The 15,897-nt window shown below is 53.2% G+C and carries 20 protein-coding genes; 3 read left to right on the top strand and 17 right to left on the bottom strand.

Annotation, left to right across the window (positions count from 1 at the left end; translation table 11 throughout):
* Positions 1-76 precede the first annotated feature (76 nt).
* The 7 genes from H7U36_RS14230 to H7U36_RS14200 all read right to left on the bottom strand — a co-directional run bounded on the left by H7U36_RS14230 (position 77) and on the right by H7U36_RS14200 (position 5,147).
* Positions 77-712, bottom strand: a complete 636-nt coding sequence (locus tag H7U36_RS14230; RefSeq protein WP_033125018.1) for a TetR/AcrR family transcriptional regulator — start codon at positions 710-712, stop codon at positions 77-79.
* Positions 713-843: 131 nt separating this feature from the next.
* A complete protein-coding gene (locus H7U36_RS14225) occupies positions 844-1,398 on the bottom strand; it encodes a flavin reductase family protein (RefSeq protein WP_205156370.1) in 555 nt (184 codons plus the stop codon).
* Positions 1,399-1,531: 133 nt separating this feature from the next.
* A complete protein-coding gene (locus H7U36_RS14220; protein WP_191493389.1) occupies positions 1,532-2,053 on the bottom strand; it encodes a flavodoxin family protein in 522 nt (173 codons plus the stop codon).
* A 3-nt stretch (positions 2,054-2,056) separates the two neighbouring features.
* Positions 2,057-2,413, bottom strand: a complete 357-nt coding sequence (locus H7U36_RS14215) for a cyclophilin-like fold protein (RefSeq protein WP_191493390.1) — start codon at positions 2,411-2,413, stop codon at positions 2,057-2,059.
* 96 nt (positions 2,414-2,509) lie between these two features.
* Positions 2,510-3,094, bottom strand: a complete 585-nt coding sequence (locus tag H7U36_RS14210) for an SDR family NAD(P)-dependent oxidoreductase (protein WP_205156369.1) — start codon at positions 3,092-3,094, stop codon at positions 2,510-2,512.
* Between the two features lie 141 nt (positions 3,095-3,235).
* A complete protein-coding gene (locus H7U36_RS14205; RefSeq protein ID WP_052083920.1) occupies positions 3,236-3,997 on the bottom strand; it encodes an N-acyl homoserine lactonase family protein in 762 nt (253 codons plus the stop codon).
* Positions 3,912-5,147 carry an MFS transporter gene (locus tag H7U36_RS14200; protein WP_191493391.1) on the bottom strand — a complete coding sequence of 412 codons (1,236 nt, stop codon included), beginning with the start codon at positions 5,145-5,147 and terminating at the stop codon, positions 3,912-3,914. The genes H7U36_RS14205 and H7U36_RS14200 overlap by 86 nt, the downstream gene beginning before the upstream one ends.
* A gap of 202 nt (positions 5,148-5,349) precedes the next feature.
* Here H7U36_RS14200 and H7U36_RS14195 point away from each other — a divergent pair, with 202 nt between their 5' ends.
* Positions 5,350-6,258, top strand: a complete 909-nt coding sequence (locus tag H7U36_RS14195) for a LysR family transcriptional regulator (protein ID WP_191493392.1) — start codon at positions 5,350-5,352, stop codon at positions 6,256-6,258.
* Between the two features lie 69 nt (positions 6,259-6,327).
* Here the strand turns inward: H7U36_RS14195 and H7U36_RS14190 are convergent, their stop codons facing one another.
* Together H7U36_RS14190 and H7U36_RS14185 are read right to left on the bottom strand one after the other, a co-directional pair.
* A complete protein-coding gene (locus tag H7U36_RS14190; RefSeq protein WP_033125014.1) occupies positions 6,328-6,558 on the bottom strand; it encodes a hypothetical protein in 231 nt (76 codons plus the stop codon).
* Between the two features lie 104 nt (positions 6,559-6,662).
* Positions 6,663-7,532: an SIR2 family NAD-dependent protein deacylase gene (locus H7U36_RS14185; RefSeq protein WP_205156368.1), complete on the bottom strand. Its 870-nt coding sequence runs from the start codon at positions 7,530-7,532 to the stop codon at positions 6,663-6,665.
* Between the two features lie 259 nt (positions 7,533-7,791).
* On the opposite strand from H7U36_RS14185, the gene H7U36_RS14180 reads away from it, so the two are divergent.
* Positions 7,792-8,118 (top strand): winged helix-turn-helix transcriptional regulator, encoded by a 327-nt coding sequence (locus H7U36_RS14180; protein ID WP_033125013.1) that lies wholly within the window; start codon positions 7,792-7,794, stop codon positions 8,116-8,118.
* Between the two features lie 50 nt (positions 8,119-8,168).
* Here H7U36_RS14180 and H7U36_RS14175 read toward each other — a convergent pair whose 3' ends face one another.
* The 8 genes from H7U36_RS14175 to H7U36_RS14140 all read right to left on the bottom strand — a co-directional run bounded on the left by H7U36_RS14175 (position 8,169) and on the right by H7U36_RS14140 (position 15,013).
* Positions 8,169-9,035 (bottom strand): EamA family transporter, encoded by an 867-nt coding sequence (locus tag H7U36_RS14175; protein WP_033125012.1) that lies wholly within the window; start codon positions 9,033-9,035, stop codon positions 8,169-8,171.
* 126 nt (positions 9,036-9,161) lie between these two features.
* Entirely contained in the window at positions 9,162-9,725 is a 564-nt protein-coding gene (locus H7U36_RS14170; protein ID WP_033125011.1) for a hypothetical protein, read from the bottom strand.
* Positions 9,722-10,894: a HAMP domain-containing sensor histidine kinase gene (locus H7U36_RS14165; RefSeq protein ID WP_052083917.1), complete on the bottom strand. Its 1,173-nt coding sequence runs from the start codon at positions 10,892-10,894 to the stop codon at positions 9,722-9,724. The genes H7U36_RS14170 and H7U36_RS14165 overlap by 4 nt, the downstream gene beginning before the upstream one ends.
* Complete coding sequence (locus H7U36_RS14160; RefSeq protein ID WP_138304366.1) at positions 10,891-11,562, bottom strand: response regulator transcription factor; 672 nt, start codon at positions 11,560-11,562, stop codon at positions 10,891-10,893. Before H7U36_RS14160 ends, H7U36_RS14165 begins: the two co-directional genes overlap by 4 nt.
* A 909-nt stretch (positions 11,563-12,471) precedes the next feature.
* On the bottom strand, positions 12,472-13,353 hold the full coding sequence (locus H7U36_RS14155; protein ID WP_205156367.1) for a DMT family transporter: 882 nt from the start codon (positions 13,351-13,353) through the stop codon (positions 12,472-12,474).
* An 11-nt stretch (positions 13,354-13,364) separates the two neighbouring features.
* On the bottom strand, positions 13,365-13,700 hold the full coding sequence (locus tag H7U36_RS14150) for a metal-sensing transcriptional repressor (protein WP_052083916.1): 336 nt from the start codon (positions 13,698-13,700) through the stop codon (positions 13,365-13,367).
* A 103-nt stretch (positions 13,701-13,803) separates the two neighbouring features.
* The gene (locus H7U36_RS14145; protein WP_052083915.1) at positions 13,804-14,214 is read right to left on the bottom strand and encodes a GlcG/HbpS family heme-binding protein; all 411 of its coding nucleotides are present in this window, start codon (positions 14,212-14,214) and stop codon (positions 13,804-13,806) included.
* Between the two features lie 70 nt (positions 14,215-14,284).
* Positions 14,285-15,013 (bottom strand): helix-turn-helix domain-containing protein, encoded by a 729-nt coding sequence (locus tag H7U36_RS14140; RefSeq protein ID WP_205156366.1) that lies wholly within the window; start codon positions 15,011-15,013, stop codon positions 14,285-14,287.
* A 214-nt stretch (positions 15,014-15,227) separates the two neighbouring features.
* Between H7U36_RS14140 and H7U36_RS14135 the strand changes: the two genes are divergently transcribed.
* Entirely contained in the window at positions 15,228-15,893 is a 666-nt protein-coding gene (locus tag H7U36_RS14135) for a nitroreductase family protein (RefSeq protein WP_191493402.1), read from the top strand.
* Positions 15,894-15,897 lie beyond the last annotated feature (4 nt).

Below are 15,897 nucleotides of genomic sequence, written 5' to 3'. Positions count from 1 at the left end.
TCATCGTATTTTTTCCGCCTTATCTTACATTCTTTTTGTTTGAGAAATGTTTTTGAAATGTTTCTGAATTATGAATTCAGTCTTCCTTAAACCCCTGCAGCAATCTGACCGCAATGGATTTTATAATATCGTGGATGGAGAGGAACACATAATTTGCATGGGCCAGCTCCATGGCCTCCCTCTGCTTATCCGTCACGACCGTGTACGGGTACACTCCGAAGAGGAACGGGAAAAAGGCATAGATAAAGCCCTGCCTGTCATCCGCCGTCATATAGGGGAAGAACTTTTCCAGGCAGCCGGCAACGGTCCGCATGGAATTCCCATACACCTCCTTGAACGCGACAAGGTTCTCCATCCTGCTGTTGCTCTCCATGTCATAGTGATTCATAGACATCAGCTTCAGCAGCCTTTCCCGCCTTTCCAGAGAATGAGCCAGCTCATCGGAGAACTGCTCGACAGTCATTTCCTCATGGCTCTCCTTCATGGAATTCAGATCCCGGATCCAGGCCTCGTACTCCCTTTGTATCAGCGCAAGAAAGATCTCTTCCTTTGTGTGGAAATAATAATAGATCAGGGTGCGGGAAAAGGATGTCTTCGCTCCCACCTCCTTGAGGGTCACATCCTTAAAATTCATGGTCTCGTAGAGCTCTGCGCAGGCGTTGATGATCTCTTCCTTTCTCGCCCTGGTCAGCTCCGGGGATCCTTTCGGCATAATTGACACGCTCCTTTTCATCATTTTTCCATGATTTTTCATGGCCTTACTGCAATTTATTATAGCGATATCCTGACATTGTGTCAAATGGCCGTCCCTTTGTATCGCGCTCTCCCTTTCTCTTAACTAATTTATGCCTGGAGATCCTTCTTGAAGGACAGGCATTTTCCGATGACTTCGCCGGTCTTCAGATATTCATAGGCCGGGAAATCAAAGAGAACCGGCTTCAGGGTCTGATAGTTGATCTTGCCCGCCTCAGTCAGATGCTCCTCCTCCACATAGGTGTTGTCAATAGTGCAGATGAAGCTCTCAAATCCGTTTGTATTGTAGACATCCACCACAGAGCACTCCATTGTCAGGGGAGCCTTGCTGATCACCGGCGCGCCGGACTCTCCCAGCTCATATGCAAACACCTCCGACTTGTCAGTCTTGCCTCCGCTGACTGATCCCACAAAGTCCGCCTCCGGAAGCATGCTCTCGTCTACAAGGTTGACGGTCAGCTTGCCGCTCTCCTTGATGAACTGATTGATATAATGAGCAGAGGCCAGGCTGACCAGAATTCTGTCGTGTCCGATAATGCCCACATGAGCCACAAGCGTCCAGGTCGGTTTGTCTCCCGCCATGGCGCCTGCCACTACAACCGGAGTCGGATATAAAGCTAATGCTGATCCAATGTTTTTCTTCATGATGATTACCTTCCTTTCCGTTTTTGACATTGTGTCAACACCTGTAATATAGCATTATCTTGACATTGTGTCAATATATGCCTCAAAAATATCCGCACATTCTGTCCAAAAAAAATATCTGTACATTCCGAGTTTACTGCAGACCCTTCCCGAATTGATATAATTCCTCCAGCTTTTCAGGCGATTTATTCTGCCTGTCAAAGGCCGTGAAAATCCCCATATCCTCCAGCTTCAGATAATTCAGGAAAGAATTCTGATATTCGTAAAAGCAGCCGCAGTATACGTGGTCGCTGCCGGAGGAGAGGATCAGGGCCGCCTTCTTCAGATGCTTCGGCTTATCCAATGCGTAGATGCGATTGATGGCGCACTGGAGCTGCCCGGTAAATCCGTGATAGTATACCGGGGACGCCAGCACGATCATTTCCGCCTCGTCCAGCAGCGGGTAAATCTCCTGCATGTCATCCTGCTGGATACATTTCCCGTTTCCCTTGCTGTGGCAGTATTCGCAGGCAAGGCAGCCTGCGATCTTCTTTCTGCACACGTCGACAACCGTCACCTCATGGCCGCTTTCTCCGGCTCCCCTCGCAAAGGCCTCCACCATGGCGGCCGTATTCCCCTGCGGCCTAGGGCTTCCGTTAAACACAATGATCTTCATCCTCTACTCCTCCAGTGAAAATGTCACGGTCACATCACCGTTCCCCAGCGCGCTTTCCCAGCCTGTCAGGTCGTCAATCCGGCCCAGCCTTGTGTAGCTCCAGGAATTGGAGCCGTAGAAGATCACGATCTGATTTCCCTGATACAGCACAATATCCCCGGCCTGGGTCGTGGTCTGGCTGTTGCTTGTCGGGAGACTGGCTCCCAGGCTTCCCACCTTCTCAAAGCCGGCATAGTCGCTCATCTGGATGGTGACCGGATTTTCCTCCATCATCTGCACCAGCGCGTCCACCGCCTCGTTGTCCTCCAGGGTAGCGGTAAACTGGCTGCCGCCCACCTCCACAGTCATTTTTCTGTCCATAGCTGTCTCCTCCTTGTCATTTTGCCCCGCAGACTCCTGCCCTGCGGGCTCTGTTCCCACCTGTGTTTCATTTTCTGTCTGGCTGTGGCTGATTTCTTACAGGAACGCTCCGTTGCATACCTGAAGGACCTGTCCCTTCACGGCCTTTCCCATCTTGCTGGCCAGGAACAGGCAGGCATAGGCCTGATCCATGGGATCACATTCCGGGCCGGGGAAGTATACAAAGTGGCCGCTATACTCAAGCATCTTTGCTCCTCCCGGCTGCTCTCCTGCCTTATTGGCCAGATGAGCCGGTGTGACGGTGGCTCCCGGCGCAACGGCATTGCAGCGGATGTTGGTGTCGATCAGGCGCATAGCCACGTTCTTGGTCAGCGTGTTCAGGGCGCCTTTCGTGGATGTGTAGGTTGCGCCGCAGAACGGCCTTGTCCCGTTTACAGAAGAGATATTGATGATCACGCCGTCATTTTTCGGAAGGAAAATCTTCAGCGCCTCCCGGATATACCTCATGGGGCCTCCCAGATTGGTGTCCATGACGTACTTCATCCACTCGTCGTCCGTCTCGTCGATCATTTTCTGCTCACCGATGCCAGCGTTGTTGATCAGGATGTCCACATCCCCGAATTCTTTCAGGGCCGCCTCAAACACCTTCTTTGTATCCTCCGTGGAGCAGACATCCGCCACCACGCTGGCTCCTTCCTCCGCAAAAGCTCTGCCATGGAGCGTCCCATTCCATAGCTTGCCCCTGTGATGATCGCTGTCTTTCCGTCTAATAATTTTGCATCCATAATTTTTGCTCCTTTCCTTTCAAATCAATTTTATAAGTCACGCAAACCTCTCAAGGGTGAGGAAATCATGGCCTGCGATGATTTCCACGCCTTCTTTCCGAAGCTCTCTCATCCGGTCAAAGGTTCGGGTAAAAGCCCTCAGATCATCGCACAGACTGCTAATCCCGTATATTCCCTGTCCCAGGCCCTCTATGCACTCATATAGAGGAACCGCATCCGATGCCAGCAGCCGGGGGCCCTCCGCCGTATCCACAAGAACTCCCTGAAGTCCCGGCGTATGCCCCGGCAGCAGGAGGAGCCGGATCCCGTCGCAGAGTGTCTGCTCACCGTCTATGATACGCCATTTTGTCTTCTGCCTCGCCCAGGGAGGGATTGTCCCGGTGTCAAAGGTCTCGTACATACCTCTGAATTTTGGCAGAGGATACACTGCATTTAAGAGCTCATTTTTCTGGACAATAAACTCAGCCCGTGGAAACAAATGGTTGTTATGGCAGTGATCCCAGTGCAGATGTGTCAGGATGACCGTGTCGATTTCATCCGGATCGACTCCCCTTTTTCTGAGCGCCAGATCCGGCCGCTCCTCCTCCTCTCTCCTGCAGGGCGCATGGCCATACCGGCGCATCTGCCCGGGGTCTCCGCCGCCGGTATCCACCAGAATTTTCCGTCCTCCTCCCTCAATCAGGAAAATCAGGATCGGAAATTCTTCCTTTGTCTTATACTCTTCCTGATCGGCCGTAAAGCCTCCGCGGTAATAGAGCAGACTTCCGGCCTTTATCGGCGTGATCCTGTACCTTTCCATATGCTTCACCTCCTTTTTCCATGCGCACTCTCAGGGTGATCAGCACAAAGGCGCAGGCGATGAAGAGGATGCCTCCCAGGACAATGTACCGCGTCCCCAGACCGGACAGGAAGAAGCCGCACACGGAGGTCCCCACTGTCGTCCCAAGGTTTGTGGAAGCGAGAAAGAGCCCGTTGGCAAAATCCGGCGCCTTCGGCGCTGCCGTCGCAAGCCAGTACTGGTTGATATTAGCCGCGGCACCGGCAAGCACGCCCCACACAAAGGTCAGGACTGCCATCGGAACGGTAAAGGATCCGAGAAAGAACAGCACCGCATACACTGCCGCCAGCAGGAAGGGGAATGTGACCACAAAGCCCAGCGGACGGCTGCTCAGCATCCTGCCCGCGATCAGGTTCCCTATGATATTGGACAGACCGTATACAAGGAGAAGGATACTGATCAGTCCCGCGGACAGCCGGGTCACTGTCTCCATATATTCAGAAAGATAGCTGTACACGCCGAACACAGAGCCATTTAAGAACATTACTCCTAAAATAGACAGCCACGTCCTGCCCTCCCTGAGCACGCTCAGCTGAGACCCATAGGACAGCCTTTCCTTCACCGGGAGATCCGGCACCACAAAGATGGTGGCGATCAGGGCCACTGCATTGACCGCTGCGAAAACCAGCATACCGACTCTCAGGGAGGTCATGCTTGAGATATAGCTCACCACAGGCACTCCCAGGACCATGCCCGCAGACACACCTATCATGACCCTGGACACGGCCTTCGGCGCGTCCTTTTCCGACACCGACGAGCCCGCCACTGACATGGCCATGGATACGTACACCGGCTGGAAAAACGCCGGGATCACCCGGGTGACAAGAACCACCGGGAAGGCCGATGCAAAGGCCGAGATCACATTGCATACCGTAAACACGCTCAGGACAAGGAGCATAACCTTTTTCCGGTTTACTCCCGAGAAAAAAAGAGGCATCGTGGGGCCTGATATGGCCACCACAAGCGCAAACATGCTGACGAGCAGACCCGCCGTCGCCACCGTCACCCCATAATTCTGGGAAATCAGAGGAAGGATGCCCACCACCCCCATCTCCGTATTGATAATGCTGAAAACTCCTATTGTCAAAATTAAGATCAAGCCTTTTTTCATTTCAACAAAACCTCCTGCATATTTTCTACAAGTTCAATGTAGCAGGTTTGATTAAGAATAACAAATACTTATATATGATACATATCCATAGCTAAAAATTATTCTTTTTTGGGGTTTGGCATTGTGATTTTGACAGAAAGTCTATATAATATTAGGAAAATCAAATCTTCGTACAGCGCCAGATGACAGAAAGGAAAACATTATGGAACTGCGTGTCCTCAACTATTTTCTTGCGATCGCAAGGGAGCAGAGCATTGTGCATGCCGCCGAGACTCTTCATCTCTCCCAGCCTACACTCTCCACACAGATCAAGGGGCTGGAGGAGGAGCTTGGCAAGCAGCTTCTCATCCGGGGGACAAAGGGCTCCCGGAAGGTCACGCTCACAGAAGAGGGAATGATCCTCAAGAAGCGGGCGGAAGAAATACTGGATCTTGTCAGAAGGGCAGAAAATGAGATCACCATGAGCGATGACATTATCATGGGCGATGTCTATATCGGCACAGGGGAGACAGACGGCATCCGGGTAATTGCCAGGGCAGCTCAGACACTGCAAAGCCAGCATCCCGGCATCCACTACCACATCTCCAGCGGGAACGCCGCCTATGTCTTTGAGTACCTGGACAAGGGACTCATCGACTTCGGCATTGTGTTCGGCGACGTGGATCTGACAAAATACAATGCGCTGGAGACCGCTTATTCGGAAACGTGGGGCGTTTTAATGCGCAGGGATTCCGCTCTCGCAGACAGAGAGAATATCTCTCCGGACGACCTCAAGGACAAGCCTCTCATCCTTTCCCAGCAGGAATACCAGGGCGGCAGCCTGACGCAGTGGATCGGCAGCGAACCCTCTGACCTGAATATCATAGCCACCTACAACCTGCTCTATAACGCCTCTCTCCTTGTGGACGAAGGCCTGGGCTACGCCATAGGCTATGACAAGATCGTCAACACCAGCGGCAGCCGGCTCTGTTTCCGCCCGCTGAAGCCGAAGCTGGAAAACAAGATGAGCATTATCTGGAAAAAATATCAGCTATTTTCAAAGCCCGCCGAAAAATTTCTCGAAGTGCTGCGGGACTTATTGACGCCACAGGACTCCCCGGATGAATCCTGACCGCTGATCGCAAAAAATGCAGACAGACTGTGAAAATCCAGTCTCTGTCTGCATTTTTTAATATCCTCTCTACATCGCGTGCTCCCTGTCCAGCTGAAAAATCAGGTAATCGAGACAGGATATCTTCTTTTCTTCTGTATGCACATGATTTAACAATGTTTTTCGGTGCTCCTCCAGCAGCGCCCTCTGCTTCTCCGCGCCATCTTCCTTTTCATAAGAAAAAAATTCTCTGATAATCTCCGCATTGCAGCCGGCAGCCTTCAGGTTCTGCTCCACCTCATCCTTTGACAAACGATACATGATCCCGTTTCACCTCTTTTTCGGCTTTATTAACTAAGGATACTATACGTCTCCCGCCTCCGGATAGCAAATACTTATATCTTATAATTTTAAATAGGTTTTTTCTATCTTAATCTCTTCAGCACATCCCCGACATCCCCGTCAATACAGACAGACTGCTCCGCTATCTCCCTCGGCGCGGCCGCGTCCCCGTAATTGATACAGGCGTACACTGCCTCCGGGTTCTGGCGGGTCATCTTCCAGAAGGGGTACTTGATGATCACCGGGGTGTTGTAGCCCACCCCCAGCTCCAGGTAGAGGATCTTCATCCCCTCGTGCTCCCTCTGGAAGCGGCTGTATCTCTCAGCCGCCCTGTACCACCCCTCGTCCTGCACAAAGCTGTCGTCTGCCCGCAGGTTCATGGTCATGGGCCTGCCGCAGTGGGGACAGTGGGGAACCAGCTCGGAGGGGATACGCATATTTTCCTGGCTCTCCAGCATCTCCCGGACCGCCTTTTCGTTGTCCCATGTCTCCTGGCAGCAGGGCTCCATGCACTGAAAGAGCCCGTAGTCTCCCTGGGTATAGAACAGCCCCTCCTTGTCAAAGCCCGCCTTCTGGAAGCAGTGGTCCACGTTGGTGGTGAGGACGAAATAATCCCTGTCCTTCACCAGCTCCAGCAGCTCCTCATACACCGGCCTGGGCGCATCCACATATCGGTTCAGCCAGATATGGCGGCTCCAGTAGGCCCAGTACTCCTCCAGCGTACTGTAGGGATAAAACCCTCCGGAATACATGTCATGGAAATGATATTTGTTTTCAAAGTCACTAAAATATTTCTCAAATCTCTCGCCGCTGTAGGTAAAGCCGGCGGATGTGGAAAGTCCGGCCCCGGCGCCGATGACAACCGCCTCTGCCTCCTCAAGGGCTTTCTTCAGACGGTGTAGCTTCTGTTCATCTGTCTCTTCTCTGGCCTGTGTCAGTATACCTGTGAACATGTTATTCTGCCTCCTGTGCTCTTCTATGTTCTGATTGTATCACAGATGATTACAAGCAAAAAGCGCGCACTTTTTTGTTACCTGGTTACTCCAAGGTAACCCACAGACCTCAGGCAGCGCCATCTCCCGGCAGCTCTGTCCCGGCAGATCCATCTCCCCTGTTGCGCCATCCGGGATACTACACTATAATCAGAATGTAACATTCTTTTTTAAACTATTAAGTGAATTATAGACTACGACAACAGTTGAGGTGATCTGTATGAAGACAAAAGAAGAATTGCCGGCCTGCCCGGTAGCCACCACGGTCCAGCTCATCGGCAGCAAGTGGAAGCTGCTGATCCTCCGCAACCTTTTTATGCGCCCCTGGCGCTTTAACGAGCTCAGGAAAAATCTGGTGGGCATCAGCCAGAAGGTGCTGACGGACAGCCTCCGTGCTCTGGAGGAGGACGGGATCGTCACCCGCACCGTCTACCCGGAGGTACCTCCCAGAGTGGAGTACGCCCTCTCCCCTCTTGGCGAGTCCATGAAGCCCATCCTGGACGCCATGGAGCAGTGGGGAACGGAATATAAAAAGAAGCTGCAGTAAGAAAAAGGCCCATTTCAGCGATCTGATCCATACAAAGACGCAAGAAAAAATCAGAGGAAAGCCAGGGCCACAGTCCCGGCGGTCAGAAGGACGAGCCCTGCCCCGGATCTTCGGCCAAGCCTCTCCCCGAAGACAAAATAGGAAAATACGGCCGTCACAAGGACGCTCAGCTTGTCGATGGGCGCCACGATGCTGGCCGGCCCCTCCTGGAGGGCCCGGTAATAGCAGAGCCAGGACGCCCCCGTGGCCACCCCGGACAGGCAGATAAAGAGGAGCTCTCTTCCCGGGATATCCCGCACCTCCTTTTGTCTCCCCTGGACAAACACCATCATCCAGGCCATGACCAGCACCACGCAGGTGCGGATGGCGGTTCCCAGGTTGGACTCCACACCTGTGATGCCTATTTTCCCCAGGATGGCAGTCAGGCTGGCGAAAAAGGCGGAGCCCGCGGCGTAGACGAACCAGCTTCCCCTTCTGTCCTCCTTCGCCTCCTCCACATCCTTTTTCTCGATCATGAGGAAGATGCCCGCCGCTATGACGGCCACGGCCGCCGCCTTGGCCAGCGAGATCCCCTCCCCGAGAAAGATGAGGGCCAGAAGGATGGTGAGAACCGTGCTGGACTTGTCCACCGGCACCACCTTGTTGATATCCCCTGTCTGCAGAGCCTTAAAGTAGCAGAGCCAGGACGCCCCCGTGGCCGCCCCGGACAGAATGAGGAACAAAAGGGTTCTCCCGCTGACATCCCGTAGCTGGTCCACCGAGCCGGCGGCCAGCGCGATGCCCCACGAAAAGACCAGTATGACCACCGTGCGGACCGCTGTGGCCACTGTTGAATTTGTTCTCCTGATCCCGCATTTTGCCAGGATCGATGTGACTCCGGCAAAAAAGGCGGAGCCTGCGGCATAGAAAAGCCACACCTTTTATTCCTTCTTTCTCAAAGATTATGCGCTGCCGTTAACAGACAGCTATCTGATTTCTTTTATGATAGCGCTTCTTCCAGCTTCTGTCCATATCCATATATTTTAAAAGGGGAACCGGCCGCCCTAGTTCAGCAGCCTGTTCCCCCTCTCGCAGATTTCATAAATCTCGTCATATTTTTCCTCGATCAGAGGATTGATCTTCTCCGTCTCTCTGCGCACCCCGCTTCTGTACAGGAACCAGGGCGCCGCCCAGCCGAGAAATCCCGGAATGGCCAGGATGATGCACAAAATAATGCGGGGCGGGTCTGCCGTCACCGCAAAGGTGGATCCGGCCATGAACGCGGTCCCGATGACGCCCACAGTCAGAGCCATCACAGAGGGGCGGGAGGTCTTTGCCTTCTCCAGTCTCCCGATCTGTTCCGCGCAGGCCTCAAAATTGCGCTGGAGCCTGGTCAGCTCCGTCTTGTTGACGATCCTTCTGTCCCGCTTCAGGCGCAGCACCGTTTTCCCGTGTCCGCCCCTACCTGCCCTCTCCGGGTATTTTTCCAGGGTTCCGGGCATGACATTCTCATCCGGCTCCCACCCGAAATTTTCATAGCTGTCTATGAGAAAGGAGACCTGCCCGGCATCAGCCAGCACCTCCTTGTACTCGTAGGCTGTAAATCCTCTTCTGCTCTCTCCTGTCAAAGCTCCGTCACCTCCACGTCTTTCTCATCCCCGGCTATCCTGTTCCCTGTTATCCTGTTTCTGTCCTCTCTCTCCTCTGTCCTGGGCAGCCTCACTGTAAATACGCTCCCCTCTCCCTCTTTGCTCTCCACCTGTATCTCTCCGTTCATGAGGATGAGGATCCTGCGCACAAGGGCCAGCCCCAGGCCATTCCCCTCTCTGGAGTGGGAGGTGTCCCCCTGATAAAATTTGTCAAAAATGTGCCGCAGGCTCTCCGGGGCCATGCCGCATCCTGTGTCGGCTACCGACACCTCCACATACCCTTTTACTGTTCTCTGCCGCACGGTCACCGTGCCTCCGGGCTCTGTAAATTTGCCCGCATTGGAGAGCAGATTGTTCCACACAAGCTCCAGCAGGCTCCTGTCTGCCTGCACAAAGGCCCTGTCCTCCATCTCTATCTCCAGCTCCAGATCCTTCTCGTCCCACAGCTCCTCATACTGGAGGATACACTCCTCCAGCTGGGCGCACAGGTCGCAGGTCTCCATCTCCGGGTCAATGCGCTGGTTCTCCAGCTTGTTCAGGCGGAGGATATTGCTGATCAGGTCTGACAGCCTGCCCGCCGCCGCCTCGATATTCCTGGCATATTCCTGTCTCTCTTCCGCCGTCCCATTTCCCGTCCGGAGAAGCTCCGCATAATTCTTGATGACGGCGATGGGGGTCTTCATCTCATGGGAGACATTGGACACAAAGTCTGTCTTCAGCGTCTCCACGCTCCCCAGCTCCTCCACCATCTTGTTGAAATCCAGGATCATCACATCCAGATAGTCCAGCCTGTCCGCCGTGTGCACTGTGGGCACATACACGGAGAAATCGCCCCCCGCCACCTGCCGTGTGGCCTTTGCCAGCCTGTGGAGGGGTGCCTCATACGTATCTTTGATTTTTTTTCTTGTAAACAGAGTCAGCCCCACAGCCACAGCGCCCCAGTAGAGCATGGGAACAGCTGTCTGGATGATCTCATTCCATCCCCTTTTATTCATCAGGACGAGGAGCCCCTCGTGAATTCCGGACATCAGAAAGAGCACGCCCAGATAAATGGCAAAAAGGGAAACCGGGAAAAGGCTGTCCTTTATGACGCGTCTGACCTCCCCGCCCTCCTGTCCTCTTATAGATTTCCCGTTCTCATTTCTCATTGCAGCACCGCCTTGTAGCCCAGGCCGCGCACAGTGACGATCTTAAATCCATCGCAGCCTGACAGCTTGTTCCGAAGCTTCGTCATATACACGTCCACAGCCCGGGGACTCGTGTCGCTGTCCACATCCCAGAACTCATCCATAAGCTGAGCCCTGGAAAATGTCTTCTTCGGATAGGAGAGAAGCTTGTAAATAATGTTGAACTCCCTGGTGGTAAGCGGGATCTCCTCCCCGTCCACCTCAGCGCTCATGCCGTCCGCGTCCAGTGTAAGGTTCCCCGCTGTAATCCTTCTCTCCATCTCAATATTGGCTCTCCGAAGAAGCGCCCGCACCCGGAGCACCATCTCGTCCAGATCCACCGGTTTCACCATGTAGTCGTCTATCCCCAGCTGGAACCCTTTTTGCTTGGAGGGAAGATCGTCCCTGGCGGACATGAAGAGAATGGGGATCCTCTGGTTCACCTTCCTCACCGTCCTGGCAAACTCAAAGCCATCGATCCCCGGCATCATGATATCTGAGATGATGAGCTCATAGAGCTGACCATACATCTCCTCGTAGGCGTCCTCCGCGTTCAGGCACCCCTTCGCCTCAAAGCCGCTGTCTCTCAGATATGTGCAGACGATATGGTTCAGTCTCTCGTCATCCTCCACCACAAGAATGTGTATCATCGTCCTGTCCCTCCATTTCTTACGTGCTCTCAGTATGAATACCGTGTATTACTGAAATGTTTATATTTTGTTTCTGAATTATTAAAAAATCGGTGGTGGGCAGTTTTATGCCTTATAAACAGCCTTAGACATGTAATGAACTTCTTGCGCCATACCGTCCGGTGTGCTATAGTAAAGATGTAGAAAGGACAGCCGCCACAAAGTGGTTGACCTACATATGGTGTAATAGAATTACCACCCCTTTGGTCAAAGTTTCGGGGTGGTTTTTCTATGCTTTAAAACATTATCTGATAAACGTAAATACGAATGTCAGCAATGCGAGGATAAACATTCCAAAGGCCATGAGGTCTTTAAAATCAAAGTACTTCTTGCACCATACCGCCCGGTGTGCTATAGTAGAGATGTAAAAAGGACAGCCGCCACAAAGTGGTTGACCAGTTAATGAGTAATAGAATTACCACCCCTTTTAGTCAAAGTTTCGGGGTGGTTTTTCTATGCTTTAAAACATTATCTGATAAACGTAAATACGAATGTCAGCAATGCAAGGATGAACATTCCAAAGGCCATGAGATCCTTAAAATCAAAATGTTTCTTGCCCATCAGCATCACCCCCATTCTATGTAGAATAGAGGTCAGCCACCCTGTAACACGGTTGTCCTTGTAGACATATTACCACAGACAGTAACTATCAGGCAACCATATGTCTTCTTTTTATGTAATTTTCTCAATCGTCAGATACCTGCTTCTTGCCCCACTCCACCCGTTATGCTATAGTATAGACGTAAACGGGGCAGTCGCTATAAAGTGGTTGACCGGTAAGTTTAGTTGTAAAACCGCCCTTACTCGCCAAAGTACAAGGGCGGTTTTTCCATGCCTTAAAACATTATCTGATAAACGCAACTACGATCTTTACTTGATTTTCTCCGTCGCCAGATACGCTCCCAGTACCATGAGGACAAACGCAGCCGGGAAAAAGCCTCCCGGAAGCTCCCCGAAAATGAGGAAAGAGAACAGCACGCCGATAAACGGGGCTATCCCGTAGTAGGCGCTTGTCCTCGCCGCACCCAGACAGCGCTGGGCATATACATAGAAGAAAATGCTCAGCCCGTAGGACACAAATCCCAGCAGCAGGACAAGGGGGATATCAGAAAGCGCCGGGAAATGCTCCCCGGACAGGAGGGCGATCAGCAGTGTGCCCATGCCTGAACCCAGCCCCTTGACGACCACGATTTCCAGCGGGTCACTCCCGGACAGCATCCTGGTGCAGTTGTTTTCAAAGCCCCAGCAGACGCAGGCCGCAAGCACAAGGAGGGAGCCCGCTGAGAAGTCAAGACTGCTCATATCCTCAAAGGACAGCAGCATGCTGGACAGAGTGATCAAACCCACAGCCAGTCCCAGCCGGCGGCTGATTTTCTCCCTGAAGATAAAAAAGGCCACAACAGAGGTCGCAACAATCTCAAAATTATTGAGCAGGGAGGCGTTGGCCGACGTGGTCATGGTAAGGCCGAACATGAGAAAAACAGGCGCGGCAATATCCAGAGCGATCATCCCTGCCGTGTAGGGCAGGTCCCTTCTCGCAAGCCGCTTCTCCTCCCCTCCTCTGCCTGTCCCCCTGCGGGCAATCCCCAGAAGGAGCATGCCGGCCCCGGCCCCCAGATACAGAAGGCCCGCCATCATGGCCGGCTCCACGTCCTCAAGTAGCAGCTTGGCCACCGGGGCGTTGACTGCGTAGAGAGCTGCTGCCAGCACAGCCCAGAAAACAGAAAGACTTCCTCTTCCACTCTCTTTCACGCTCCCACCCCCTATTTGACAAACCGGTCGATAGCTTCCGAGAGGTCCTCCAGCACTTTCCTGTCCCCTGTCTCCACAGCATCCACAACGCAGTGGTCGATGTGGTCCTTTAGGATGATTTTTCCTACATTATTCACAGCAGACCTGACTGCCGCGATCTGGATCAGTATCTCAGAGCAGTCCCTCCCCTCCTCCACCATCTTTTTGACCGCTTCCATATGGCCTATGGCCCGGGAGAGACGGTCCAGGACCTTTTTCGTCTCCGTGTGGGTGTGAGTATGGATGTGGGTATGGATATTGGCATGTGTGTGAGTATCAGTATTCGCCTGTGTGTGGGATTGGTTCATGATATCAGCCTCCTTTTTATATCCCCCCATGGGGGATATAAAAAGGATAGCACAATTGAAAAAAGGATACAAGTGATATGAGAATTCTTATCGATGCGCAGGGCTATCTTGTCTCCTGCTCAAATACAGACACGACATACTCGGCAATCTCGCAGTCCTGCTCCTCTGTGCCGCCGCCTACGCCGATGCCTCCTGCAATCTTTCCGTCCACGAAAAGAGGGTAACCGCCGGACACAAGCGTGATCTTCGGGTCATTGCTCTGGATGGCCATGAGGGAGGCTCCCTCCGCCGCGCATGCCGCCACATCCTTTGTCTTGCACTGTGTCACTGCCGCTGTGTAGGCCTTTCCCGGCACAAGGGTGATGCTGAGGACCAGGGCCTCTCCGTACCGGCGGTACACCCTTGGGAGCCCGCTCTCATCGCACACGGCAAAGCTGATGTCTATGCCCACCTCCCTGCTCTTTTCGCGGGCTGCCACGCACAGCTTATCGCACAATTCATCTGTTAAAATCATCTGTCATTCCTCCAATCTTCTGTTCTGATGATCATTTTAACAGTGAATATCTCGCTGCGCTTGCCCGTTTCTACAGAAAATTTGCCTGTTTCTTCGAAAGGATGTCCTCCTTTGGCGACGCGCCGAACATTTTCCAGTAATCTCTCGCAAACTGGGAAGAGCTCTCATAGCCCACTTCCATGGCCGCCTCCGTGGCGTTTTTGTTCTCGTCCATCATAAGCCTCCTGGCCTCCGTCAGCCGCAGCCTCTTCTGGCACTGGAGAGGCCCCATCCCCACGGCGCTCTTGAATTTCTGGTGAAAGAGGGACACGCTCATATTGTTCTGCTGGGCCAGCTCCTCCACTGTGAAGGATTTCCGGAAATTTTTCTTGATCCAGCTGTTCGCCTCGTATATCTCCCCAGCCTGGGAGATATTGATGACGCTGGTAAGGAACTGTTTCCCGCAGGACCCGCAGAGCATGTGGAAGATGAGCTCTCTTCGGATGTGGGCGGCCATGAAGGCAGTGGCGTTCTCCTCTGGAAATGTCAGCACATGTCCGGCAAGGGGCGTGTCAATCTGGGATATGGAATACTGTCCCGCCTCGTAGTCCATGATGCCGGAGGACGTGTAGAGGCGCATGGACCCATCCGCCACAATGTAAAGATAGGAATTGTCTGTCCGTGGCATGGGTATCGTCTCCGATGCGACGCGGTATACCTTCATATAGGGGACTGAGGTCCTGTTCTCCCCCTCTTCCAGGGAAAGGCTCCGGAGCCCTTCCGCCAGATTTCCTTTGTACTTTGCTCTGTGCTTTGTCATGTCCTTCCGCCCCATATTCTTCCGCCCTCGCGGCGCTTTCTGTCTTTCTCTATCTTATCACAGGGACCTGAAAAACTGCAATCGCCCCGGTCCGCCTCGTATTCCGGTCTGCCTCCGTCCCAATCCGTCTCGATTTTCTTTACCAATGTGGCGCAGGCCGCAATACATGGTATAATGGTTTAATCTGATGAACCAAAGGAGGAACGAAACAATGATGACTATCATGGAAGCAATCAGACAGCGCCACAGCGTGCGCCAGTACACAGATAAGCCCCTGGGGGAGGATGTGATCCGCCCTCTGGAGGAGGAGATCACCGCCTGCAATAGGAAAAGCGGCCTCCACATCCAGCTCGTGACAAATGAGCCCAAGGCTTTTCAGGGATTTCTTGCCCACTACGGAAGCTTCAGAGGAGTGACCAGTTACCTGGCACTGGTGGGCAAAAAGGGCCCGGATCTGGAGGAGACCTGCGGGTACTACGGGGAGAGGCTTGTGCTGAAGGCCCAGCAGCTGGGGCTGAACACCTGCTGGGTCGCGCTCACGTACAGCAAAGTGTCCTCCGCCTTTACTGTGGCTGCCGGCGAAAAGCTGTGCGCCGTCATCGCCATCGGCTACGGAAAAACCCAGGGCGTTCCCCACAGGTCAAAGGCCATGGAAAAGGTGACAAAGACAGACGGCCCCGCGCCGGACTGGTTTACAGCCGGCGTCGAGGCCGCCCTTCTGGCACCCACAGCCATGAACCAACAGAAATTCCAGTTCACTCTGGCAGAAGACAAGGTATCCGTCAGAGCCGGCATGGGATTTTACACAAAAATAGATCTCGGCATTGTCAGGTACCACTTTGAGGCAGGCGCCGGGAAGGAGCACTTCACCTGGGCCTGATGCT

This window comes from Faecalicatena fissicatena, from assembly GCF_016900595.1.
GTDB classification, from domain to species: Bacteria; Bacillota; Clostridia; order Lachnospirales; family Lachnospiraceae; genus Claveliimonas; species Claveliimonas intestinigallinarum.
The sequence above is the reverse complement of the archived record's forward strand: the minus strand, read 5'-3'. Positions and strand labels throughout refer to the sequence as shown.